This window comes from Amnibacterium sp., assembly GCF_051956055.1.
Classification (GTDB): Bacteria; Actinomycetota; Actinomycetes; order Actinomycetales; family Microbacteriaceae; genus Amnibacterium.
In genome coordinates this window covers 1-22,662 of sequence record NZ_JBQCGC010000052.1, presented here as the reverse complement: position 1 = coordinate 22,662, position 22,662 = coordinate 1, and the positions used below count along the sequence as shown (strand labels likewise).

At 73.2% G+C, this 22,662-nt stretch carries 21 protein-coding genes; 12 read left to right on the top strand and 9 right to left on the bottom strand.

Features of this window, described 5'->3' with window-relative positions; all coding sequences use genetic code 11:
- Positions 1 to 774: 774 nt before the first annotated feature.
- Positions 775 to 1,326, top strand: a complete 552-nt coding sequence (locus ACTHLI_RS07780; RefSeq protein WP_440182590.1) for a hypothetical protein — start codon at positions 775 to 777, stop codon at positions 1,324 to 1,326.
- On the opposite strand, the gene ACTHLI_RS07775 is transcribed toward ACTHLI_RS07780, so the two are convergent.
- The 6 genes from ACTHLI_RS07775 to ACTHLI_RS07750 form a co-directional block, all read right to left on the bottom strand.
- Positions 1,310 to 1,759 carry a PRC-barrel domain-containing protein gene (locus ACTHLI_RS07775; RefSeq protein ID WP_440182589.1) on the bottom strand — a complete coding sequence of 150 codons (450 nt, stop codon included), beginning with the start codon at positions 1,757 to 1,759 and terminating at the stop codon, positions 1,310 to 1,312. The genes ACTHLI_RS07780 and ACTHLI_RS07775 overlap by 17 nt on opposite strands.
- Before the next feature lie 106 nt (positions 1,760 to 1,865).
- The gene (locus tag ACTHLI_RS07770; protein WP_440182588.1) at positions 1,866 to 3,197 is read right to left on the bottom strand and encodes a DUF58 domain-containing protein; all 1,332 of its coding nucleotides are present in this window, start codon (positions 3,195 to 3,197) and stop codon (positions 1,866 to 1,868) included.
- Positions 3,198 to 3,336: 139 nt separating this feature from the next.
- Positions 3,337 to 4,284, bottom strand: coding sequence for an AAA family ATPase (locus tag ACTHLI_RS07765; protein WP_440182587.1), 948 nt, complete (start codon positions 4,282 to 4,284; stop codon positions 3,337 to 3,339).
- Positions 4,281 to 5,480 (bottom strand): DUF4350 domain-containing protein, encoded by a 1,200-nt coding sequence (locus ACTHLI_RS07760; protein WP_440182586.1) that lies wholly within the window; start codon positions 5,478 to 5,480, stop codon positions 4,281 to 4,283. Before ACTHLI_RS07760 ends, ACTHLI_RS07765 begins: the two co-directional genes overlap by 4 nt.
- Positions 5,477 to 6,115, bottom strand: coding sequence for a DUF4129 domain-containing protein (locus ACTHLI_RS07755; RefSeq protein WP_440182585.1), 639 nt, complete (start codon positions 6,113 to 6,115; stop codon positions 5,477 to 5,479). The genes ACTHLI_RS07760 and ACTHLI_RS07755 overlap by 4 nt, the downstream gene beginning before the upstream one ends.
- A complete protein-coding gene (locus ACTHLI_RS07750) occupies positions 6,112 to 7,266 on the bottom strand; it encodes a hypothetical protein (RefSeq protein ID WP_440182584.1) in 1,155 nt (384 codons plus the stop codon). Before ACTHLI_RS07750 ends, ACTHLI_RS07755 begins: the two co-directional genes overlap by 4 nt.
- Positions 7,267 to 7,474: 208 nt before the next feature.
- On the opposite strand from ACTHLI_RS07750, the gene mtrA reads away from it, so the two are divergent.
- The 6 genes from mtrA to secA all read left to right on the top strand — a co-directional run bounded on the left by mtrA (position 7,475) and on the right by secA (position 16,044).
- The gene (gene mtrA / locus ACTHLI_RS07745; protein ID WP_440182583.1) at positions 7,475 to 8,155 is read left to right on the top strand and encodes an MtrAB system response regulator MtrA; all 681 of its coding nucleotides are present in this window, start codon (positions 7,475 to 7,477) and stop codon (positions 8,153 to 8,155) included.
- Positions 8,156 to 8,158: 3 nt separating this feature from the next.
- Entirely contained in the window at positions 8,159 to 9,820 is a 1,662-nt protein-coding gene (gene mtrB / locus ACTHLI_RS07740; protein WP_440182582.1) for an MtrAB system histidine kinase MtrB, read from the top strand.
- A complete protein-coding gene (locus ACTHLI_RS07735; protein WP_440182581.1) occupies positions 9,817 to 11,475 on the top strand; it encodes a hypothetical protein in 1,659 nt (552 codons plus the stop codon). Before mtrB ends, ACTHLI_RS07735 begins: the two co-directional genes overlap by 4 nt.
- 66 nt (positions 11,476 to 11,541) lie before the next feature.
- Positions 11,542 to 12,180, top strand: a complete 639-nt coding sequence (locus ACTHLI_RS07730; RefSeq protein WP_440182580.1) for a ComF family protein — start codon at positions 11,542 to 11,544, stop codon at positions 12,178 to 12,180.
- Between the two features lie 173 nt (positions 12,181 to 12,353).
- Entirely contained in the window at positions 12,354 to 13,040 is a 687-nt protein-coding gene (hpf, locus tag ACTHLI_RS07725; protein ID WP_440182579.1) for a ribosome hibernation-promoting factor, HPF/YfiA family, read from the top strand.
- 148 nt (positions 13,041 to 13,188) lie between these two features.
- Positions 13,189 to 16,044 (top strand): preprotein translocase subunit SecA, encoded by a 2,856-nt coding sequence (gene secA, locus ACTHLI_RS07720; protein ID WP_440182578.1) that lies wholly within the window; start codon positions 13,189 to 13,191, stop codon positions 16,042 to 16,044.
- Between the two features lie 433 nt (positions 16,045 to 16,477).
- On the opposite strand, the gene ACTHLI_RS07715 is transcribed toward secA, so the two are convergent.
- Positions 16,478 to 16,909, bottom strand: a complete 432-nt coding sequence (locus ACTHLI_RS07715) for an Rv3235 family protein (RefSeq protein WP_440182577.1) — start codon at positions 16,907 to 16,909, stop codon at positions 16,478 to 16,480.
- A 155-nt stretch (positions 16,910 to 17,064) separates the two neighbouring features.
- On the opposite strand from ACTHLI_RS07715, the gene ACTHLI_RS07710 reads away from it, so the two are divergent.
- On the top strand, positions 17,065 to 17,634 hold the full coding sequence (locus tag ACTHLI_RS07710; protein WP_440182576.1) for a hypothetical protein: 570 nt from the start codon (positions 17,065 to 17,067) through the stop codon (positions 17,632 to 17,634).
- 56 nt (positions 17,635 to 17,690) lie between these two features.
- Here ACTHLI_RS07710 and ACTHLI_RS07705 read toward each other — a convergent pair whose 3' ends face one another.
- On the bottom strand, positions 17,691 to 17,966 hold the full coding sequence (locus ACTHLI_RS07705; RefSeq protein WP_440182575.1) for a helix-turn-helix domain-containing protein: 276 nt from the start codon (positions 17,964 to 17,966) through the stop codon (positions 17,691 to 17,693).
- A gap of 102 nt (positions 17,967 to 18,068) precedes the next feature.
- On the opposite strand from ACTHLI_RS07705, the gene ACTHLI_RS07700 reads away from it, so the two are divergent.
- The 4 genes from ACTHLI_RS07700 to ACTHLI_RS07685 all read left to right on the top strand — a co-directional run bounded on the left by ACTHLI_RS07700 (position 18,069) and on the right by ACTHLI_RS07685 (position 22,452).
- Positions 18,069 to 18,701, top strand: a complete 633-nt coding sequence (locus ACTHLI_RS07700; RefSeq protein ID WP_440182574.1) for a hypothetical protein — start codon at positions 18,069 to 18,071, stop codon at positions 18,699 to 18,701.
- Positions 18,698 to 19,951 carry a nucleotide-binding protein gene (locus tag ACTHLI_RS07695; RefSeq protein WP_440182573.1) on the top strand — a complete coding sequence of 418 codons (1,254 nt, stop codon included), beginning with the start codon at positions 18,698 to 18,700 and terminating at the stop codon, positions 19,949 to 19,951. Before ACTHLI_RS07700 ends, ACTHLI_RS07695 begins: the two co-directional genes overlap by 4 nt.
- 13 nt (positions 19,952 to 19,964) lie before the next feature.
- Positions 19,965 to 20,843 carry an aminodeoxychorismate lyase gene (locus ACTHLI_RS07690; RefSeq protein WP_440182572.1) on the top strand — a complete coding sequence of 293 codons (879 nt, stop codon included), beginning with the start codon at positions 19,965 to 19,967 and terminating at the stop codon, positions 20,841 to 20,843.
- Positions 20,844 to 20,955: 112 nt separating this feature from the next.
- On the top strand, positions 20,956 to 22,452 hold the full coding sequence (locus ACTHLI_RS07685) for a sensor histidine kinase (RefSeq protein ID WP_440182571.1): 1,497 nt from the start codon (positions 20,956 to 20,958) through the stop codon (positions 22,450 to 22,452).
- A gap of 69 nt (positions 22,453 to 22,521) precedes the next feature.
- Here the strand turns inward: ACTHLI_RS07685 and ACTHLI_RS07680 are convergent.
- The coding region (locus ACTHLI_RS07680; protein WP_440182606.1) for a WhiB family transcriptional regulator at positions 22,522 to 22,662 on the bottom strand (141 nt) is incomplete at its 5' end.

The following is a 22,662-nucleotide window of genomic DNA, read 5'->3' as shown; positions in this document are numbered from 1 at the left end:
CCTCATCGCGCTCCTGTTGGTTGGAACGCTCGCCGGGTGCTCCCGACCTGAGTCAGCGCGACCGTCCTCGCCGACGAAATCTCAGTCTTCAGTCTTTCCGTCGAATGAGGACGCGAAGACCGCCGCGCAACACGCGTACTCGCGATACCTCTCGCTCTCAGATCAAGTGGCCGCCAACGGCGGTGATGGCGTTGATGTATTGGCCGACTCTGTCACGACGGCCGAACTGGAGAGAGAGCGAACTATCGCGGCCAGCCTCAAGGCCCAGGGCCTTCGCGTCGTGGGAGCATCGCGCCTGCAACGTCTGCGGCTTCAAAGCGTTGATCTTGCCTCTGGGGACGTCACGGCCTATGTGTGCGTGGACGTGAGCGACACGCGCGTACTCGATCGTGGGGGCGACGACGTGACGCCCTCGACGCGAAACGATCGTCAGACCTCAGTGGCGAACTTCGTGTGGTCTGCCCATGGTCTCGTAGTCAAGAAGACAAGTTCATGGTCCGGCGATCCCATCTGCTAGTTGTTCTTTTGTCGCTCACCTCTGGGTTGCTTGTGCAGCAGTCACCCGTAGCGAGCGCAGCTGAGCAGGACTGCACCCCCCTCCAACAGACGGCCGGCATCTGCAAAACCTCCGGCACGTCCGACGGCACCGGCGTGAACGTGACTGGCTCCATCGAGCAGAATCCCAGCGGATCCGGGGCGCATGTGGGAGCCGGTAGCGGGGCGGGGCATGTCCTCACCGACGCGGAGCGGGCAGCGCTGCTCGATGCGATCTGCGTGAGCGCAGGGCAGTGCGACGTCCGTTCCGCGGCGGCGCTGAACCCGCTCATCGTGCTGCCCGATCCCGGCACCGGTGGCGCGAGGGCCACGACGCCTGCGATCACCATCGACGACCTCGCCCGGTTCCTCCCGGCGACGGCGGCGCTGCACGTCGAGCCGAACGGGTGGGCGGTCGTCGGCGTGCCGGCGAACTTCTGGATCGAGAGCGGCGCAGTCACGGTGAGCGGTGCTCTGCTCGGGGACACGGCCCAGGTGCGGTTCACCCCGCAGGCGTACCGCTTCGACTACGGGGACGGCTCGAGCCGCACCTCAGCGATCCCGGGCGCCTCGTGGGCCGCACTCGGACACGCGGAGCTGACCGCGACGTCGACGAGCCACGTCTACGGCGCACGAGCCGACGTCCGCGCGACCGGCACGGTCGTCTACACCGCCGCCTACCGCTTCGCGGACGGGCCGTGGATCGGCGTCTCCGGTGCCGTCAGCGGCTCCACGCCGCCGCAGCGCGTGCTCGTCGTGACGGAGCGGACCGCGCTCACGAGGCCCGGCTGAGATCCTCCTGCGCCCCGTCGTGGACGGAGCGCGCCTCCTCGGCCGTGACGTCCTGCACGCTGTAGCAGACCTCGTCGGGGTCCGGCACGATCAGCGCGTCCTCGTCACGCGGGTGCCGCACCGTCGGGATACCGTAGTGCGTGTAGAGGCGCTCCTCCTCACCCACGGTGAGCGGCTCGTCCATCTCCATCCGCGGCGCCTCTCGAGCGCTCTGCCGGTCCACTGCCACGCGCAGCGAGCGCTCGTCCCACTCGGCGTCCTCCAGGGGGACGAGCACCTCGGCGCCGCTCAGCAGCGCGAGCCGCACACTCACCCACGTGGGCCGGTCGGACCGCTCGTCGACGTAGACCTGGCTCACCTCGCCGATGCGGTCGTCCTGCGCGTCGAGCGCGTCTGCGCCGATCATGCTGTCGATGACGTCGGACGTGATCATGTGCCCTCCTGAGGCCGAGGCGTCCACGCTTCCGGACGAAACTGGACACGCGGGTGACGGCACCTGGGTCCCACGTCAAAGGCTTCCGGCAAGACCGTGAGTCGTGCTAAAGACGCCCGGCCGCCTTGAGTGCCAGATATCGATCGGCGAGCGCAGGCGGCAGATCGGCCGGCGGGGCCGTGACGACCTGCGCGCCGAGCCGTTGCACCGCGGCGGCCACTCGGTCGGTCTCGAGGAGGGTGCGCTCGGCCGCCGCCGCGAGGTACGTCTCGTCGAGGTCGTGCCGCTCCGTGGTCATCGCCGCCACCGCTGGGTCGGTGACCGAGGCGATCACCACGAGGTGCCGGCTCGTCAGCTGCGGGAGCATCGTGAGCAGCCCGCGGGCGCTGCCCGCGCCCTCCAGCGAGGTGATCAGCACGACGAGCGCCCGCTGGGAGGTGAGCGCGCGCACCTGGGCGGGGACGCCGGCCCAGTCCGTCTCGAGCAGCTCCGGCTCGATCGGCGCCATCGCGTCGACCATCCGGTGCAGCACGTCCGCCGGTGCCGCGGCGTGCACGCGGGCCCGGATCCTCCGGTCCCAGACGAGCAGGTCCGCCCGATCGCCGGCGCGGGTCGCGAGCGCCGTCAGGAGGAGCGTGGACTCGAAGGCGGTGTCCAAGCGCGGCTCGTCGGCGATGCGCGCCGCCGCGGTGCGGCCGGAGTCGACGACGACCACGACGCGGCGGTCCCGCTCCGGGCGCCACGTGCGCACCATGAGGCGCTGCCCGGCGCCGGGCAGCGCGGGGTTGCGCGCGGTGGCGCGCCAGTCGATCGACCGGACGTCGTCGCCCCGCACGTACTCGCGCAGGGAGTCGAACTCGGTGCCCTGCCCGCGGACCTGCAGCAGCGTGCGGCCGTCGAGCTCCCGGAGGCGGGCGAGACGGCTCGGGAGGTGGCGGCGCGAGCGGAACGGCGGGAGCACGCGGAACGAGCCCGGGGCGCGGAGGGTGACCTGCCGCCCGGCGATCCCGAGGGGGCCGAGGGAGCGGACCGTGACCTGCTCGGTGCGGCGCTCGCCGCGGCGCAGCGGGACGAACGCGCTCCGGAACGCGCGGCGCTCACCGCCGGGCAGGTCGAGCGGCCAGCGGGTCCGCTCGGCTCCTGCGGACGGCTGCCACGCGTCGCGGAGCAGGCCCCGGAGGCGCCGGGCGCCCGGGTTCGTGACGAGCAGGGCCGCCTCCGTGCGCTCGCCGAGCCGGACCGCGGACGGCAGCTCGCGCTCCAGGCGCACCTGGCGCGGGCTCGGGGCGAGCGCTACGTCGAGCAGGATCAGGACGACGACGAGGGCGAGCCACCCGCCGAGCACGCCGATCGCCCATCCGGCGCCGAGGGACCCGAGCACGACGACTGCCAGTGCGCCGACGAGCACGAGCACCGGCACCCGCCCCGTGATCAGCACCGCCGCGCCTCCGGGACCCTGCGCGCCTCCGGGAGCCTGCGCGCCTCCGGGAGCACGACAGCAGGACCCAGCACCGACAGCAGGACAGGAACGTCGTCTGTGTCCTGCTGATGGCGCTGGATCCTGCCGACGTGCTCGGTCACAGGGGGACCTGGACGGTCGCGATGATGCTGCGGAGCACCGCGTCGACGGAGACGCCCTCCAGCTCCGCCTCGGGCCGGAGGCGGATCCGGTGCCGGAGGACGGGGAGCGCCATGTCCTGCACGTGGTCGGGCGTGAGCGCCGTCGCCCCGCGCAGCCACGCCCACGCCCGCGATGCGGCGAGCAGCGCCGCCGCGCCGCGCGGCGAGACGCCGAGCTGCACGGACGGGGCCGACCGGGTGCCGCGCACCAGGTCGACGACGTAGCCGAGCACGTCGCCGGAGGCGTGGACCTCCCGCACCGCGAGTCGCGCGGCGCGCAGCTGCTCGGGCGTCAGCTGCGGTGTGAGCGCCGACAGGTCGCGGGGGTCGAAGCCGTTCGCGTGCCGGACGAGCACCTCCACCTCCTGCTCGCGCGCGGGGAGATCGAGCACGATCTTCATGAGGAAGCGGTCGAGCTGCGCCTCCGGCAGCGTGTACGTGCCCTCGTACTCGACGGGGTTCTGGGTCGCCGCGACGAGGAACGGGTCCGGCAGGGCGCGGGAGACGCCGTCGACGGTGACCTGCCGCTCCTCCATCGCCTCGAGCAGCGCGCTCTGCGTCTTCGGCGGCGTGCGGTTGATCTCGTCCGCGAGCAGGAGGTTCGTGAACACCGGGCCGGGCCGGAAGTCGAACCGCCCCGTGCCCGCGTCGAACACGGTCGAGCCGCTCACGTCGCCCGGCATCAGGTCGGGGGTGAACTGCACGCGCTTCGTGTCGAGCGCCAGGGAGGCGGAGAGGGACCGCACGAGCAGGGTCTTCGCGACGCCGGGGACGCCCTCGAGCAGCACGTGCCCGCGGGCGAGCAGCGCGACGATCAGGCCGCTGACTGCGGCCTCCTGGCCGACGACGGCCTTCCCCACCTCCGAGCGGACGGCGGACAGGCGGGCGCGGAGGTCGTCGGTCATGGGGCTCCTGTGGTCGGGGCGGAGGTGCCGGGCACGACGGCGGCGCGCACGGCCGCCTCCAGCCTGGCGAGGTCGTCGGAGAGGCGGACGAGATCGGCGTCGGTCGCCGGCTCGGCGGTGAGCAGGACGGCGGCGACCGTGTCCCGCGGGCGCCCGGTGCGCTGCGCCGCGGCGACGACGACCTCGTCGACGGAGGCGGTGCGGGAGAGCCCCAGGTCGGGCGCCATGCGCCGGATCGCGCCGATCCGCAGGGCGTCGGCGGCGTGCAGCCGGGCGCGGCCACGCCCGTAGAGGCGCGCGCGGCCCTCCACGGTCTCGCGGGAGCGCACGACGACCGGCAGCGCCTCCACCACGATCGGGCCGAGCCGGCGCCCCTTCCAGAGGGCCGCCGCGAGTCCGGCGGTCAGCAGGAGGACGACGAGCGGGGTCACCCACGCGGGCGTGAGGTCCTGCAGGGTCGGCGCGCCGGTGCTCGCCGCCGGGTCGAGCGGGGACTGCTGGAACCAGACCAGCTCCGGGGTCGCGCCGAGGGCCCCGAGCGCGACCGCGGCGTTGCCGGCGGCCGCGATGTGCTCGTTCGTGAACGCGGTCCGGTCGGCGAGCAGGAGCACCTGCACGCCGTCGTGCGTGCCGGACACGAGCTGCGCCGCACCGGAGGGGGTCGTGAAGCACGCGGTCGAGGTCGAGGCGCGCAGTGCGAGGCCGACGCCCTGCAGCGACATCGTCCCCGCGCGGCGCGCGAGCGGCAGCGGGCAGGAGGCGCTCGCGGTCGCGGCGTCCGGCGTGCCCGCGGGCTGCGCATCGGGCAGCAGCGTGTCGAGCGCCGTGCGGTCCGGGTCGAGCACGACGACCCTCGTCCGGCCCGCGAGCAGCTTCGCCCACGAGGCCGCCGTGATCGTGGCCTCGGTGTCGTCGACGAGGAGGGTTCCGGAGGCGGCCGCCGCGTCGGCGACGGTGGTGGGGGTCGACACGCGCACCCCCTGCTGCTCGAGCACGGACCGAAGCGCGCGGGCCCCGGTCGGGCCCGGGTTGTCCGGGCCGAACGTCGGTCCGGGGACGAGCGAGGAGTTCGCGATCGCCGTGCCGATCGCGATGAGCACGACCACGACGGCGACGACCACCCAGAAGCGCGCACGCCGCACCAGGCCGCCGAGGGTCGGGGTGACCGCCTCCTGCGCGGTCGCAGCGGCCGTCACGTGGGCTCCGCGACGAGCGGTCGCGCGGCTGCGAGCCGGTCGTCGAGGGCGGCGATGGAGAGGGCGTCCTCCCTGGTCGCCGCCTCGTCGGCGTACCGGACGGCGTCGAACAGCTCCGCCGCCGCCTGCAGCTCGCCGAGCTCGGACGGGAAGACGCGGCCCGCACTCACGGCGAACCCGGTCGCGGTGGTGCCGGGGAAGACGGCGACGAGGGTGCGCTCGTCGAGCCCGCGCGCGACCGCGCGGAACCGCTCGAGCACGGCCAGCGACCAGTCCCCGCGGGCCATGGCACCCTCGGCGGCCCTGCGCATCTCGGCGGCGCTCCTGCGGTCGTCGGCACCGAACAGGGCCCCGACGGTGCTCCTCCGGTTGCGGCGCGGCAGCCCGAACAGCAGCAGCGCGGCGACGAGCACCACGACCACGATCGCGATCGCCACCGCGAGCGCGATCGGCGGTGCGCCCGCGTGCTTGGCGTCGAACAGGCTCGCGAACCAGGCGAGGAAGGCCTGCACCGCCCGGTCCCACGGTGTCGGCTGCGCGGCCTGGTACGCGGGCTTGGCCAGCTCGTCGAGCAGCCACCGGCGCGCGGTCCCGGCGTCGGGCTGCACCGGCACGGCGGCCGGCAGCGCGATCATCCGACCCGCTCGTACGGGTCGTCGCCGCCCTGCTCCACGAAGCGCTGCAGCTCGAGGTCGAGCCCCTCGGTCCGCATCCGCCGGTCGAGGTAGATGAGCACCAGCGCGGACACCTGCGCGATCTGCCCGATGCCCGCCACGATCACGGCGACGACGAGCGCGGGCGCGCTGCCGATGAGCCCGACCAGCACGGTGCTCGAGAGGTCGTTGCCCGCGTTCGGGAACAGGAGGCCCGAGATCGCGCCGCCGATGATGCTGAACGGCAGGGACACGATCTGACCGGCGACCGAGATCATGAGGTACACGAGGGCGACGAGGCCGAAGGTGCGCCAGAACGCGCCGCGGGTGATGCGCCACGAGCGGGCGATCGCGGGGAGGACCCGCTGCCGCTCGAGGACGATCACCGACGGGGCGAGCGCGAACTTGATGTAGAAGAAGAAGTAGACGACGAAGAGGGCGATCGCGATCGGGATGGCGATCAGCACGGTGTAGACGACGCCGATGTTGTTCGCGAGGCCCGAGAACGCGACGACCAGACCGACCACGGCTCCCGCCAGCAGCAGGACCAGCACCAGCTGGATCACCCCGAGCAGCAGGGAGAACCGGATGAGCGGCCAGAAGCGCTGCCCCGCAGCGCGGAGCGCCTCCCCGGCCCTCGGCCGCTTGCCGATCGCGCCCTGCGCGACCACCCGGGTCGTGACGCCCATCAGCAGCGCCGAGCCGACCACCGAGGCCACGAGCACGGCCAGGAATGCGGCGCCGCCCGTCGCCGCGCCGCCGACGGCGATGGCGGTCCGGTCCGCGGCGTTGGTCGCGCGCTGCACCCGGTCGATCGTCACGAGCCCGATGCCGTAGGTGAGCCCGAGCGTCAGCACGTTCTGGATGAGGCTGATGACGAGCGCGGGCCCGATCGTGGCGCGCGGGTTGTACCGGATGACCTGGAACGAGGCGCCGAGCAGCTGGCCGAACGACAGCGGATGGAGGGGGATCAGCCCCGGCTTCGGCGGCGGCACGTAGCCCTGGGACACGGCCGGTGCGGGCGCGGGAGGTGCGGGGGACCAGCCCGGGATGCGCTCGCCGTAGCGGGGCGGGTCGGCATCGCGCTCGGGACCGCCGCCGGGCGAGGTCCAGTCGTCGCCCTGATCAGCCATGACGCCATGCTTCCACGCGCGGCGCAGGAAGGTCTGCACCCCCTTCGTCGTTCAGGAGAAACGGCCCGCAGTCGGCAGAATCTCCTGAACGACGAAGGGGCGTGCGGAGGGGTGGGACGCCGCGCCGCGTCGCGCGTCGATTACGCTGATCTCCACCCGTTCTGCTCGTCGACGACGACGAGCGGCTGAGCGCGGATGGAAGGAACGCATGAGCGGTCGCATCCTGGTCGTCGACGACGACACCGCGCTCGCGGAGATGATCGGCATCGTCCTGTCCACCGAAGGATGGGAGCCGGTCTTCTGCGCGGACGGGTCGGAGGCGCTCGCGCGCTTCCGCGCCGCCGATCCCGACCTGGTGCTGCTCGACCTGATGCTGCCCGGCATGGACGGCATCGAGGTGTGCCGCGCGATCCGCGCCGAGAGCGGCGCACCGATCATCATGCTGACGGCGAAGTCGGACACCTCCGACGTCGTCGACGGGCTCGAGTCGGGCGCCGACGACTACATCGTGAAGCCGTTCGACCCGAAGGAGCTGGTCGCGCGCATCCGCACGCGGCTGCGCCCCGCCGCGCCCGTGCCGGGCAACCGCCTCCGGATCGGCGACCTCACCGTCGACGCCGCCGGGCACGAGGTGATGCGCGCCGGCGCCTCGATCCCGCTGACGCCGCTCGAGTTCGACCTGCTGCACACCCTCGCGTCGAAGCCGCACCAGGTGTTCACGCGCGAGATGCTGCTCGAGCAGGTGTGGGGCTACCACTACAAGGCGGACACCCGCCTTGTGAACGTCCACGTCCAGCGGCTGCGCGCGAAGGTCGAGCTCGATCCCGAGAACCCGCGCATCGTCACCACGGTGCGCGGCGTGGGCTACCGCGCCGGCGCGGCCGTCTGACCCATGAGCGCGGAGCAGCCGCGCCCGCCCGCATCGCTGCGGGCCGCCCTCGCTGCGGACCGGGTGCGGCGCGCGCTGATCGCGCCGATCCGGATCTGGCGCCGGTCGCTGCGGGTGCGCACGGTCGCGATCACGCTGCTCCTCTCCTCCGTCGCCCTGCTCGCGGTCGACACGGTGGTCTCCTACACGATCGCCCAGGGCCTCTTCCACGACCGGGTCCAGCAGCTGGAGTCGCTGTCCCTGCGCGCGAACACCGCCGCGCAGAACACGATCAACAGCTCCTCCTCGAACGACCAGGTCGTGCTGGAGGCGGTGCGCGCCCAGGCGATCGCGAGCGTCGCGCAGGTCGCCAGACCGGCCGGGTACTACTGGCTGACGAACCCGATCCCCGGGCAGTCGTTCGCGCCGGTGTACAGCGCGGACGGCATCCAGCAGGTGGTCTCGCCGGAGCTGCAGGCCGCGGTCCGGGGTGGCAGCGGGCAGCACTGGCAGTCCGTGGCGTTCCCGACCGCCGACGGAGGGATGCACCCGGGGGTCGTGGTTGGCGACACCCTGCACTTCGGTGACGGCAGCGCCCAGCTGTACCTGATCTACGACCTGGACGACGTGCAGACCACGCTGACCCTGGTGCAGCGGGCGCTGCTCGTCGGCGGCCTCGTCCTCCTCGTGCTGATCGGCGCGGTCGCCGCCGTGGTGGCGAGCCTCGTGATCGCGCCCCTGAAGCAGGCCGCAGCGACGAGCGAGCAGCTCGCCGACGGGCACCTCGAGCAGCGGATCCCGGAGCACGGCGACGACGTGGTCGCGACGCTCGCGCGGTCCTTCAACCGCATGGCGGAGAGCCTCCAGCGCCAGATCACGCAGCTCGCGAACCTGTCGCGCGTGCAGCAGCGGTTCGTGTCCGACGTGTCGCACGAGCTGCGCACCCCGCTCACGACCATCCGGCTCGCCTCCGACGTCATCTACGACGCCCGCGAGCGCTACGACGCCCCCACCGCCCGGTCCGCGGAGCTGCTGAAGGCCCAGGTCCAGCGCTTCGAGCTGCTGCTCGCCGATCTGCTCGAGATCAGCCGTATGGACGCGCGGGCCGCCGACCTGAGCGGTGAGCCCACCAACCTCGTCGATCTGGTGCGGGAGGGGATCGACTCGCTCGGCGGGCTCGCGGAGGAGACCGGCAGCTCGGTGCGGCTGCACACGCCGGGCGGGCACGCCTCCGTCGACGTCGACGCGCGCCGCATCGCCCGCATCGTGCGGAACCTGCTCGCGAACGCGCTCGAGCACGGCGAGGGGCGCCCGATCGACGTCACCATCGACAGCTCCGGCAGCGCGGTCGCGGTGGGTGTGCGCGACCACGGCATCGGGATGGACCCCCAGGACGCGGAGCGCGTGTTCGACCGGTTCTGGCGTGCCGACCCCTCCCGCCAGCGCCGGATCGGCGGCACGGGCCTCGGTCTCGCGATCAGCCTGGAGGACGCCGCGCTGCACGGCGGCGCGCTCGAGGTGTGGAGCCGGCGCGGGGACGGGACCAACTTCGTGCTCACCCTGCCGCGGGGCAGCGACGGCGTCGACCAGCACCGTCCCGTGCCGGTCGTGCCCGCGGACGCCGCACCCGAGCAGCCGCCGCCCGCGCGGAGGAAGCCGCGCCGACCGCTGCGGGTCGGCTCGTGAGGCGGGCACGCTGGCTCGTGGGCCTCGCAGCCGTGCTGCTGCTCGCGGGCTGCTCGGCGATCCCGAGCGCCGGTCCCGTGCAGCCCGGGACGACGGAGGAGCCGAACGGCACGAGCATCGTCTACGCGCCGAACCCGCCGGCGCCCGGCGCGAGCCAGCGGGACATCGTCAGCGGGTTCCTCACCGCCGCGAGCGCCGGCGGTCGCCTCCAGGTCGCCAAGCAGTACCTCACGCCAGGCTTCGCGGCGAAGTGGAAGCCGAACAGCCGCGTGCTGGTGCAGGCGTCCCAGCCGACCAGCAGCGCCAACGGCAACGTCCTCACGCTCGAGATGCCCGTCACGGCGAAGGTGGATGCGGAGGGCGTCTACACGCAGACGACCGCCACGGTGCCGCTCGTGTTCCACCTGACGCAGCGCAGCGGCGAGTGGCGCATCGACCAGGCGCCCGACGGGATCGTCCTCACGCCCACCGTCTTCGCGCGGAACTACAAGCCGCAGTCGCTCGAGTTCTACGACGAGAGCTGGTCGCGACTCGTGCCCGACCTGCGCTGGTTCCCGAGCGACACCACCGCGCCGAGCAGCAGCGCGGTGGTCGCGGCGCTGATCGCCGGCCCGGCCGGCCCGCTCGCCGGCGGCGTGACGATGAACGCCCTCCACGGTGCGACGGTGCAGGGGGTGGATGCCGCGAGCACGGGCATGACCACCGTGACGCTGCGCACCACCGGACAGGGCCCGGATGCCGCCACCCTGACGCGGATGCAGCAGCAGCTGATCCAGTCCCTCCGCCTCCCGACGCCGAACGCGCTGCGGCTCGTCGTGAACGACAAGCTCGCGTCGCCGGTGAAGTCCCTCGTGAGCCAGTCGCCGCAGCCGGCCGCGTACGTGGTCGCGAACGGCCGGTTCGGCACGCTCTCCTCCTCGGGCACGTTCACGGAGGACGGGACGCTCGGCAGGAGGATCGAGGCCGAGAACCCCTCCGCCATCACGGTCTCGCTGCGACAGGGGCTGGCGGCGGTGCTCACGGGCGCCGGGGAGGTGGCGGTCGTGACGACCAGCGGCGCTCGGACCGTCGACTCCCGCTCGGGCGTCGTGGCCCCGGCCCTCGACCAGCGCGGCTGGACCTACTCGGTGCCGGCCGATTCGCCGAACGCGTTCACCGCGACAGACGCGGGCGGGAACGCGATCCAGCTCGTGTCCAGCCTGCCGAGCGGCACGGTCAGGGCCATCGAGGTGTCACCGGACGGCACCAGGATGCTCGTGGTCCTGCAGCGGCCGAACGGCCCCGTGGCGTTCGTCAAGGGGATCCTGCGCAACCCGGACGGCACCCCGACCGGCCTGACCGACGCGCAGTACGCGGTCGATCTGGGCGGCAACACCGGGCTGGCGGTCGACGCCACCTGGGTCGACCCGGGGGACGTGGCGGTGCTCGTGAACTCGCCTGACGGTTCGACCGAGCGCGTGCAGCTGCAGCAGCTCGGCGGCCTGAGCTCGCCGCTCGGCTCGATCCCGAACGCGACCGCGATCGTGGGCACCTCCAGCACCTCGGACCTCCGGGTGCTGCTGCAGACCGGGGACCTGTTCGTGTGGCAGGACCCGAGCTGGCAGGCGCAGTCCTCGACCGCGCCCAGCGTGTCGGTGCTCGCGGTCCAGCGCTGAACCGCCCAGGGCACGGATTCGCGTCCTCCACAGGACGGCGCGCGTCCGGCGCGGCAGCATGCCCGCGTGGAGCGCACCCTCGCCCGGATCGCCGGCTTCCTCCAGGAGCTCGTGCTCCCGGTCGACTGCGCCGGGTGCGGGTCCGCGGGGCCCGCGCTGTGCCGGGACTGCCGCCTCCGGCTCCTGCCGACTCCGGCCGAACGGGACATCGGCGGGATGCGCGTCGTGAGCGCGTTGCGCTACGCGGGCGTCGTGCAACCGGTCGTCGTCGCGTTCAAGAACGACGGGCGCACGGGCCTCGCCCCACCGCTCGCCGCGGCGCTGCGCGCGGCCGTCGCCGAGGCCGTGGCGGCCGTCCCGGACGACGACGTGCTGCTCGTCCCGATGGCGAGGACGCGCCGCTCCGCCGTCGAGCGCGGCTACGACCCGGTCCGCCTCCTGCTGCGGACGGCGCGCCTCCCGCGCACCGACGCCCTGCGGCTCGTGCGCCGTCCGCGGGACCAGCTCGCGCTCGGGCGGCAGGAGCGGTTCGCGAACCTCGAGCACACGATGGGGGCACGGCTGCCGCTCGCCGGGCGACGCGTGCTGCTCGTCGACGACGTGGTGACGACGGGGGCGACGCTCGCGGAGGCGCGCCGCTGCGTCCAGGCCGCGGGCGGCGTCGTGCTCGGTGCCGCCACGGTGGCGTCGACGCCCCGCCGGTGAGCGGAGCGTGCGAATCGCATGAACCGGGTCCGGGGGTAGTGACGCCGTCCATGCGCGCGGTCTACGGTGCTGCAACGGCGTCGAAGAAGACCGCCCGGCCCTCCGCAGGGGCCGCCGCCAGGCGACCAGGAGGTCCACCGAGGGCGGCGCGCCGCGACACGAGGGAGGTCCCGATGGACATCACGCTCATCGGTCGCAACGTGGGGATCACCGACCGCTTCCGCTCCTACGTGGAGGAGAAGTCGGAACGGGTGGAGCACCTCGCGGACCGGGCGCTCGCACTGGAGGTGCGGCTCTGCCGACACCATGAGACGAACGGCACGGCAGGCGACGATCGAGTGGAGATGACCCTCATCGGGCCGGGGCCGGTGATCCGTGCGGAGGCCTCCGGCATCGACAAGTTCGCGGCGTTCGACGTCGCGTTGAACAAGCTGATGGAGCGGCTGCGCCGGGCGAAGGACCGCAAGAAGGTGCACCGCGGGCACGGCGGGCGCGTGGAGAGCCTCCGGGACGCCTCCGCGAAGGAGTTCGCCACCCACGGTGTCGTCCCCGCGGACGCGTCGCTGCTGCGGCCGGTCGCGGAGGGCGGCGCCCAGGAGGCGGCGCTGACCGTCGAGGAGGAACGTCGGAGCCCCGTGGTGATCCGCAGCAAGCGGTTCCCCGCGGAGGCGCTGACCGTCGAGGAGGCGGTCGACCGCATGGAGCTCGTCGGCCACGACTTCTTCCTCTTCATCGACGCCGCGACCGGTGAGCCGTCCGTCGTGTACCGGCGGGTCGGCTGGAACTACGGCGTGATCGCCCTCGACGGGCGTGAGGAGGTCGCCGAGCGGATCCTCGCCTCGGCCGGCGCGACGGCCTGACGGAGCACGGTGCTCCTGGATCCGGGGAGCTGCGCAGTTCCCCGGATCCAGGAACACCTTCCGGCGCGCGCCCCCGTGCGAGGGGCCTGGGGTAGATTCGCACGCTGACGTTCCGGCCGTGAGGGCGGGGTACGGAGGGAGAGCCCACATGGCGAATGTGCTCGAGAAGGCCTTGCGCATGGGCGAAGGCCGCCTGCTCCGGAAGCTGCAGCGCATCGTCGACCAGGTGAACAACCTGGAGGACGACTTCCGGCACGTCAGCGACGACGACCTCAGGAACGAGACCGCGGAGCTGCGCGAGCGCTACGCGTCGGGGGAGTCGCTCGACGACCTGCTCCCGGAGGCGTTCGCCGCGGTCCGCGAGGCCGCCGCCCGCACCATCGGCCTCCGCCCCTTCGACGTCCAGGTCATGGGCGGGGCGGCGCTGCACCTCGGCAACATCGCCGAGATGAAGACCGGTGAGGGCAAGACCCTCGTCGCGACCATGCCGGCCTACCTCAACGCGATCGCCTCGCGCGGCGTGCACGTCGTCACCGTCAACGACTTCCTCGCCTCCTACCAGTCGGAGCTGATGGGCCGCGTGTTCCGCGCGCTCGGCATGACGACGGGCGTGATCCTCTCCGGGCAGACGCCCGAGCAGCGCCGCGAGCAGTACCAGGCGGACATCACCTACGGCACGAACAACGAGTTCGGCTTCGACTACCTCCGCGACAACATGGCGTGGTCGCCGAACGAGCTCGTGCAGCGCGGGCACTACTTCGCGATCGTCGACGAGGTCGACTCGATCCTCATCGACGAGGCCCGCACCCCGCTCATCATCTCGGGCGCCGCGAGCGGCGAGGCGAACCGGTGGTTCGCGGAGTTCGCGCAGCTCGCGAAGCAGCTGAAGCCGGGCGTCGACTTCGAGGTCGACGAGAAGAAGCGCACCGTCGGTGTGCTCGAGCCCGGCATCGAGAAGGTCGAGGACTACCTCGGCATCGACAACCTCTACGAGTCCGCGAACACGCCGCTCATCTCGTTCCTGAACAACGCGATCAAGGCGAAGGCGCTCTTCAAGCGCGACAAGGACTACGTCGTGATGAACGGCGAGGTGCTCATCGTCGACGAGCACACCGGCCGCATCCTGGTCGGCCGCCGCTACAACGAGGGCATCCACCAGGCCATCGAGGCCAAGGAGAACGTGCAGGTCAAGGCGGAGAACCAGACCTACGCGACCGTCACCCTCCAGAACTACTTCCGCCTCTACAAGAAGCTGTCGGGCATGACCGGCACCGCCGAGACCGAGGCGGCCGAGTTCATGTCGACGTACAAGCTCGGCGTGATCCCGATCCCGACCAACAAGCCGATGCGCCGTGTCGACCAGTCGGACCTGATCTACAAGAACGAGCAGGCGAAGTTCGCGCAGGTCGTCGAGGACATCGCCGAGCGCAGCCGCAAGGGGCAGCCGGTGCTCGTCGGCACGACCAGCGTCGAGAAGAGCGAGTACCTCTCGAAGCTCCTCGCCCGCAAGGGCGTGCGGCACGAGGTGCTGAACGCGAAGAACCACGCGCGTGAGGCCGCGATCGTCGCCCAGGCGGGCCGCTACGGCGCCGTCACGGTGGCGACGAACATGGCGGGCCGCGGCACCGACATCATGCTCGGCGGCAACGCCGAGTTCCTCGCCGTGTCCGCGATGACGGCGCGGGGCCTCTCCCCGTCCGAGACGCCGGACGAGTACGAGGCGCAGTGGGACGCGGTGTTCGCGGCCGTCAAGGCCGAGGTGGAGCAGGAGGCGGAGCGCGTCGTCGCGGCGGGCGGCCTCTACGTGCTCGGCACCGAGCGGCACGAGTCGCGCCGCATCGACAACCAGCTCCGCGGCCGCTCCGGGCGCCAGGGCGACCCGGGCGAGTCCCGGTTCTACCTGTCGCTCACGGACGACCTGATGCGCCTCTTCAACGCGGGCGCCGCCGAGGCGCTGATGGGCCGCTCCGGGGTCCCCGACGACCTCGCGATCGAGTCGAAGGTCGTGTCGCGCGCGATCCGCTCCGCGCAGTCGCAGGTGGAGGCGCGCAACGCGGAGATCCGCAAGAACGTCCTCAAGTACGACGACGTGCTGAACCGGCAGCGCGAGGCGATCTACGGCGACCGCCACCACATCCTCGAGGGCGACGACATCCACCTCCGGGTGCAGAGCTTCCTCGAGGCGGTCATCTCCGACGTCATCGACTCGCACACGGGCGACGGCGCGGGCGACGACTGGGACTTCGACGCGCTATGGGCGGAGCTGCGGACGCTGTACCCGATCTCGATCACGATCGAGGAGGTGCTCGCGGAGGCGGGGAGCCGCGGTCGCGTGAACCGGGACTTCGTGAAGCGCGAGGTGCTCTCCGACGCGCAGATCGCGTACCAGAAGCGGGAGCAGCAGCTCGGCGAGGAGGCGATGCGCGAGCTCGAGCGACGCGTCGTGCTCTCCGTCATCGACCGCCGCTGGCGCGACCACCTCTACGAGATGGACTACCTCAAGGACGGCATCGGCCTGCGGGCCATGGCGCAGCGCGATCCGCTGGTCGAGTACCAGCGCGAGGGCTACGCGATGTTCCAGACGATGATGGGCGCCATCCGCGAGGAGTCGATCGGCTTCCTCTACAACCTCGAGGTCGAGGTGCAGCCCGGAGGCGTCAACGCGCGCGGGCTCGAGGGCGGCCAGTCGAACGACACCCTCCGGTTCACGGCGCCGTCCGACGACGGCGGCGTGGAGGTGCGGAACCAGCGCGGGCTCCTCGAGCGCGCCGCGACCGCGAAGGCACAGCTCGCCGCGGCCCAGCAGGCGACCCAGTTCGGCGGGGAGCTGCCGCAGGGCGAGGAGCAGCGCCCGAGCCGCGGCCCGCAGCGCCCGGCGCCGCAGCGACCCGCGCCCCAGCGGCCGGCCGCACAGGCGCAGCGCGGCGCGTTCGGGCAGCAGCAGCAGTCGGCGCCGGCGGCGCAGAACCGTCAGCAGCGCCGAGCCGCCGAACGCGGCCAGTAGGAGGGCTTCGCTCCGGTCCCATCCGGTGGTCGAGGTGCGAGGCGATGCCTCGACCCGTCCGAACGGGCCGGTCTCGATCAGTGCTCCTCTGGCAGACTCCATGTCAGCCTCCTTGCTGCTTCACCCAGTGAGGAGGCACCTGCATGTCACGGTGACGGGATACGGCAGCCGCTTCGCTCACTGAACGGCACTCGATGGTGCTCAGCCCTGTTGACGGTCTCCGCACCCCGCGACACCATCGGGCTCCGCAGATCTCGCACTGGACCTCCAACCGGTCAAGCGAGCGGGGCGATCACCCGACAGCACCGCAGGTGCATCAGCAACCCATCCAGAGCCACCGACACCACCAGGGTGCATCAGTGAGCGGAGCGATGGGCCCAACGGCGGGTGTTCCCCGCCGAGGGACTCGAGACCACCCCGCAGCTCGCGCGGCTCAGAGCACCGCGAGCGCCGTGGCGCGCCAGCGGTTGTCCATGCCCTCCAGCCGGATGGCGACCGCGCGCGTGCGGGCGCTGCCGTGGAGGATCACCGTCGCCTCCACGACGTTCCCCGCCGGGTAGGTGATGCGGGTCGCGGCGATGCGCGCCATCGGCCGCCCCGGCATCTGGCCCCGGATCGCGCGACCGCGTGCGGCGATCACCGAGCGGCGGAGGAGGTGGCGGTAGACGCCCTCCGAGAGCCACCGGCCGAGCTGCTCGAGGTCCCGCACGCCTCCGAGCACCTCGACGACGCCGGTCGCGAGGTTCTCGACGAGCACCAGGGGGTCGGGCAGCTGCGAACGATGAGTGGCCTGCCGCTCGAAGTACTCGTCGGCGGTGACGGCGGCGAGGTGCCGGCGGGCGGGAGGCGGCGGGACGGCGCTCATGGGGGCTCCGATGCGAATGGGTTGCTTCGCGGATGACCCGCCGGGGGAGGCGGGTGGGCATACCCAAGCAAATGGTTCCGAGCCGCGTCCAGCGTTCGCCGCGATCTGTGGATAAGTGCCCTCGTCGTGCCCTGGCTTCCGGGTACCGTGCCGCGATGCGCTGGGACGAGCTGTTCGCGGATCTCGAGGGACAGCTCGAACACGGGCTCGACGGCCAGGAGCGGGAGGCGGAGCTCGAGGAGGAGCGGCTCCGCGTCGGCAGGGCGTCGCTGCGGGACCGGGTCGCGGCGCTCGCCGACGGGACGGAGGCGGTCCGCGTGCGCCTCGTCGACGGCGGCCTGGTCGATCTCGTGCCCCGAACCGTGGGCCGCGACTGGGTGTCCGGCGACCTCGCCGGGTCGACCGCGCAGGCGGTGCTGCCGCTCGCCGCGGTGGCGGCGGTGCTCCCCACGGCCGCGCAGCTGCAGCGCAGCCTCGAGCCGGTCGCGCTCGGGGCGGTCACGGACCGCATCGGGCTCGCGTTCGTCCTGCGCGATCTCGCCAGACGCCGCAGGCGGCTGCAGCTGACGACGGCACGCGGCGTGCTGGCGGGCACCGTCGACCGCGTCGGACGCGACCACCTGGACCTCGCCGTCCACCCCGTCGACGGGGTCCGCCGCGCCACCGCCGTCGCCAGGGTCGAGGTGCTCGCGCTCTCGCAGATCCTCCTGGTCCGCGTCGACTGAATCGAGTCGGTCCCGCCGATCCGCGGCTCAGGAGGACGCCACGCCGCGCGGACGGTTCAGAGGAGCGGGCCGGTGCGGAGCTCCGGGACGATCGCGAACTCGCTCTGTCGCCAGTTCGCGCGCCGGCGCTCCTCCTCGTACCGCGCCTGGATGTACGCCTCGAGCTCCGCGCGCTCCACACGCCAGTGCCGGGCCGCGCCGACCCGGATCGCGGGCAGCTCGCCCGACCGGACGAGGGCGTAGGCCTGGGCCGCGGAGACGCGCAGCACCTCCGCCGTCTCGGCGACGGTGAGGAATCGCCCCACCGGGTCGGCGCGTTCGGCTGCGGTCATGGTCGGCAAGCATGGCACCGGGCGGCGGGCCCCGATCGGGCCGGCCGCGTGCTGTGGATAACTCCCGACGCCGATGCCTCCGGCGGGGCAGCATGACGCCCCATGGTCGCCCTCCTGCACGCTCCGCGGCGCCGCCGAGCGCCCGATCCGCGGATCCTCATCGGCATCGTGTTGATCGCCGCGTCCGCGATCGGCACCACGCTGCTCGTCGGCGCCCTGACGCGGACGGTCGTGGTCTACCGGGCCGCTCAGGCGATCGTCGCCGGCGACCGGCTGACGGAGGCCCGGCTCGCCCCCGCGACGGTGCGGCTCGGGGACGCGGCCGCGCTGTACCTGTCCGGGCCGCTGCCGGAGGACGGCCTCGTCGCCACCAGGACGGTGGCGGCGGGGGAGATGGTGCCGAGATCGGCCGTCGGCACGGCCACCGCGGTCGACTCGGCGACCGTGGTCGTCGACCTCGCCTCCCCGCTCGCCGCGGGCGTCCGGGTCGGGTCGACGGTGGACCTCTGGTCCGCCGCGCGCACCGACCCGACGCAGAACCGGTACGCGGCGCCGGTCGTGCTGGTCGGGGACGCCGTCGTGTCGAAGGTCTCCGCCCCGGCGGGGTTGATCGCCGGCGCGCAGGACGACACGGTCGAGCTGCAGGTCCCGCGCGGCGACGTCGCCGCGGGGCTCGCCGCCCAGGCGGGCGGTGCCCGGCTGTCCGCGGTCGAGCTGGGCGGGGGACGGCCGTGACCGAGCCGGTGCCTGCGGTCCTCTGCCTCGCCCCGCATCAGGAGGACCGTCTCCTGCCGCGCCTCGCGGACGCGGGCATCCTGGTGGTCGCGAGGCCGCCGGGCGCGGAGGAGGCGGCGGCCGCGCTCGGGCGCCTCCGGCCGGGCGTGCTCATCGCGAGCGCCGAGCCGTGGCACCTCGACGCGAAGCTGCTGCTCGAGGCGGCCGCGACGGGGACCGCGCTGGTCGTGCTCGCCGACGGGGAGCGGGGCCGCGCCCACGCGGCCGGGCTCGGGGTGCGGGATCCGCTGGACGCCGACGTCTCCGCGGAGGACATCGCCGCCCGCATCGCGCACGGCGTCGCCGTGCCCGACCCGGTCGAACGGCCCGCGACCGCAGCGCGGCCGGGACGGGTGACCGCGGTCTGGGGCCCGGCCGGCGCGCCGGGGCGGACCACCACCGCGATCGCCCTCGCCGCGGAGCTCGCCGCCGCCGGCCTCCGTGTCGCGCTCGTCGACGCGGACACGATCGGGGCCGCGATCGCCCCCTCCCTCGGGCTGCTCGACGAGGCGCCGGGCCTCGCGGCCGCGTGCCGGCTCGCCGCAGCCGGCGCGCTCACCGACGCCGAGCTCGACCGGATCGCGCAGCGGTACCGGGCGGCCCGCGGCGAGCTGCTCGTGCTCACCGGGATCGGGCGCCCCGCGCGCTGGCCGGAGCTGTCGGCGGACCGGGTGACGACGGTGCTCGACCACTGCCGGTCCTGGGCGGACCACACGATCGTCGACACCGGGTTCAACCTCGAGGCCGACGAGGAGATCGTCAGCGACCTCTTCGCGCCGCGCCGCAACGCCGCGACGATCGCGGCCGTCCGGGCCGCCGACACGGTCGTTGCGGTGGGCGCCGGCGACCCGGTGGGGCTCGCCCGGTACGTGCGCGCGTTCGGTGAGCTCGTGGAGCTCGTCGACCCGCATCGCGTGCGTGCCGTGATCGGCAAGGTGCGCCAGAGCGCGGTCGGGATGGGTGCCGGCGGCCAGATCCGCGCGAGCCTGCAGCGCTTCGGGGGCATCGGGGAGGTCGCGCTGGTGCCCTCGGACCCGATCGCGTGCGACGCCGCGCTGCTCACGGCGCGGCCGCTGCCGGAGGCGGCGCCGCGATCCGCCGCGACCGCAGCGCTGCGGCGGTTCGCGGCGGATCACCTGATCGAGCGGCCGATCCGGGTGCAGCGGCGGCGGCTGCCGGGGTTGCGCGGGCTCCGCCCCACCGCGTCGTGAGCAGAATGGAGCCGTGCCCGACAGAGTGCTCGCCGTCCTGACCGCGCCCCACACAGGATCGGAGGCGCCGGAGCCGTTCCGTCTCGTCGACCCGGACGCCCCGGTGCTCACCGTGCTCGACCTCGGTGTCACCCGGGGCGATGGGGTCTTCGAGACCATGGGCGTCGGGGCCGGGCGGGCGCAGGCGGTCGACGCGCATCTCACCCGCCTCACGCGATCCGCGGCGATGCTCGACCTGCCCGCGCCGGACGAGTCGGCGTGGCGCGCGGCGACCATCGCCGTCGCCGGGCGGCTCGCCGAGCACCCGGAGGCGTTCGTCAAGCTGGTCTACACGCGCGGCGTGGAGGGGACCGGCACGCCGACCGGCTGGGTGCTCGGCTCCTCCTCCCCGGACCACACGGTCGCGCGCACCGAGGGGATCGACGTCGTCGTGCTCGACCGCGGGCTGCGGCACGACAGCGCGAGCGAGTCCCCGTGGCTGCTGCAGGGCGCGAAGACGCTCTCCTACGCGGTGAACATGGCCGCGATGCGGGAGGCGCGGCGGCGCGGGGCGGACGACGTCCTCTTCGTCAGCACCGACGGGATCCTGCTCGAAGGGCCGACGTCGAGCATCCTGCTGAAGGTCGGCGACCGCCTGCTCACTCCCTCCACGGGGCTCGGGATCCTGGCGGGCACGACGCAGGCGGAGGCGTTCCGGTTCGCCAGGGCGCGGGGCATGACGACGTCGTACGAGGTGCTCGGCCGGGACGCGCTGGCCGAGGCGGACGCGCTGTGGTTCGTGTCGAGCGTGCGCAACGCCGCGCCCGTCCGCTCGGTCGACGGCGTCGCGCGGGCCATGGACCCCGCGTTCACCGCGGACCTGAACGCGCACCTCCTCGCCCGCCGCGACTGACGGGTCCGATCGACGCGCCGTCCCTGAATCGACCGAGCGCCCCGTCGGACGAGGGACGGAGCGTCGATCGACGGCACGGGGGAGGCGCCGGAATGCTCCGTAGACTTCCCGGGTGCCGACCATGAGCGAGCTCGTCAGCGCCCACGGCAGGGCGAGCGAGGACGATCTCAACTGGCTGCACGCCCTGCTGGGCGATCTGCAGCTGCTCGCCGATCTCGCCTTCGCGGACATCGTGCTGTGGACGCCGGGCGTCGAGGGCGAGTTCGTCGCCGTCGCCCACGCCCGCCCGTCCTCCGCGGCGACGCTCTTCTACCGCGACTTCGTCGGGCAGGTCATCAAGCCGGACTGGAAGCGGCTCGTGACGGACGCGTTCGAGCGCGGCGCGATCCTCGACTCGTCGGCTCCTGACTGGTTCGAGGAGACCCCGACGAGGGTGCGCGCGGTCCCGGTGCTGCGACGCACCTCGCCGTCGGCCGGCCCGCAGCAGACGATCGGCCCGATCGCGGTGCTCACCCGGCACACGAACCTCTCCGAGGCCCGGATGCCGAGCCGCCAGGAGCTTACGTTCAACGACTGCGCGAACGACCTGTTCCGCATGATCGCCACCGGGGACTTCCCGACGTTGACGGCGCCGACCGCGCCGCGCCGCGGCAACCCGCGCGCGTCGGACGGGTTGATCCGGCTCGACGTCGACGGCACCGTGCTGTTCGCGAGCCCGAACGCGCTGTCCGCGTTCAACCGCATCGGCTTCTCCGGGGAGCTGGAGGGGCAGACGCTCGCGGAGGCCGTGGTCGAGCTGCTCCCGCAGCGCTTCGGCGTCGACGAGACGCTGCCGGTCGTCGTGACCGGGAAGGCGCCGTGGCGGACGGAGGTGGAGGCCCGCGGGTCGACGCTGTCCCTGCGGGCGATCCCCGTGCGGCACGAGGAGGACCGGGTCGGCGCTATCGTGCTGTGCCGCGAGGTCACGGAGCTGCGGCACCAGGAGCAGGAGCTCATCACCAAGGACGCGACGATCCGCGAGATCCACCATCGGGTGAAGAACAACCTGCAGACGGTCGCCTCCCTCCTCCGGATCCAGGCGCGGCGCTCGAACTCGGAGGAGGCGCGGGAGTCGCTCGCCCAGGCGACCAGGCGCGTGTCGGCGATCGCGGTGGTGCACGACACCCTGGCGCAGGGGCTCGCGCAGAGCGTCGACTTCGACGAGGTGTTCGACCGGGTCCTGATGCTCATCGCGGAGGTCGCGTCGTCGCACCACACGCGCGTGCACCCGATCAAGCGCGGGTCGTTCGGGGTGCTCCCGAGCGACTACGCGACCCCGCTCGCGCTCGCGCTCACCGAGCTGGTGACGAACGCGGTCGAGCACGGGCTGGCCGGTCGCGAGGGCACCGTGGTCATCACGGCCCATCGCGCCGACGAGGGTCTCACGGTGTCCGTCCGCGACAACGGGGTCGGGCTCCCGGAGGGCAAGGTCGGCATGGGGCTCGGGACGCAGATCGTGCGCACGCTCATCGAGGGCGAGCTCGGCGGCCTCATCGACTGGCACACGATGTCCGGCCGGGGGACCGAGGTCACGATCGCGGTGCCGTTCAACTTCACCGAGAACGCGTAACGCGGTCGTCCCTCACCGTTCAGGGGGCCGATGCCCGATGTGCACCGGCCCCCTGAACGATGGAAGGTGTCAGGCGGAGCGGCGGGCGCGCGCGGCGCGGCGCTTCAGGGCGCGGCGCTCGTCCTCGGACAGGCCGCCCCAGACGCCGGAGTCCTGGCTCGTCTCGAGCGCGTACTGGAGGCACGACTCGGTGACCGTGCAGCGACCGCA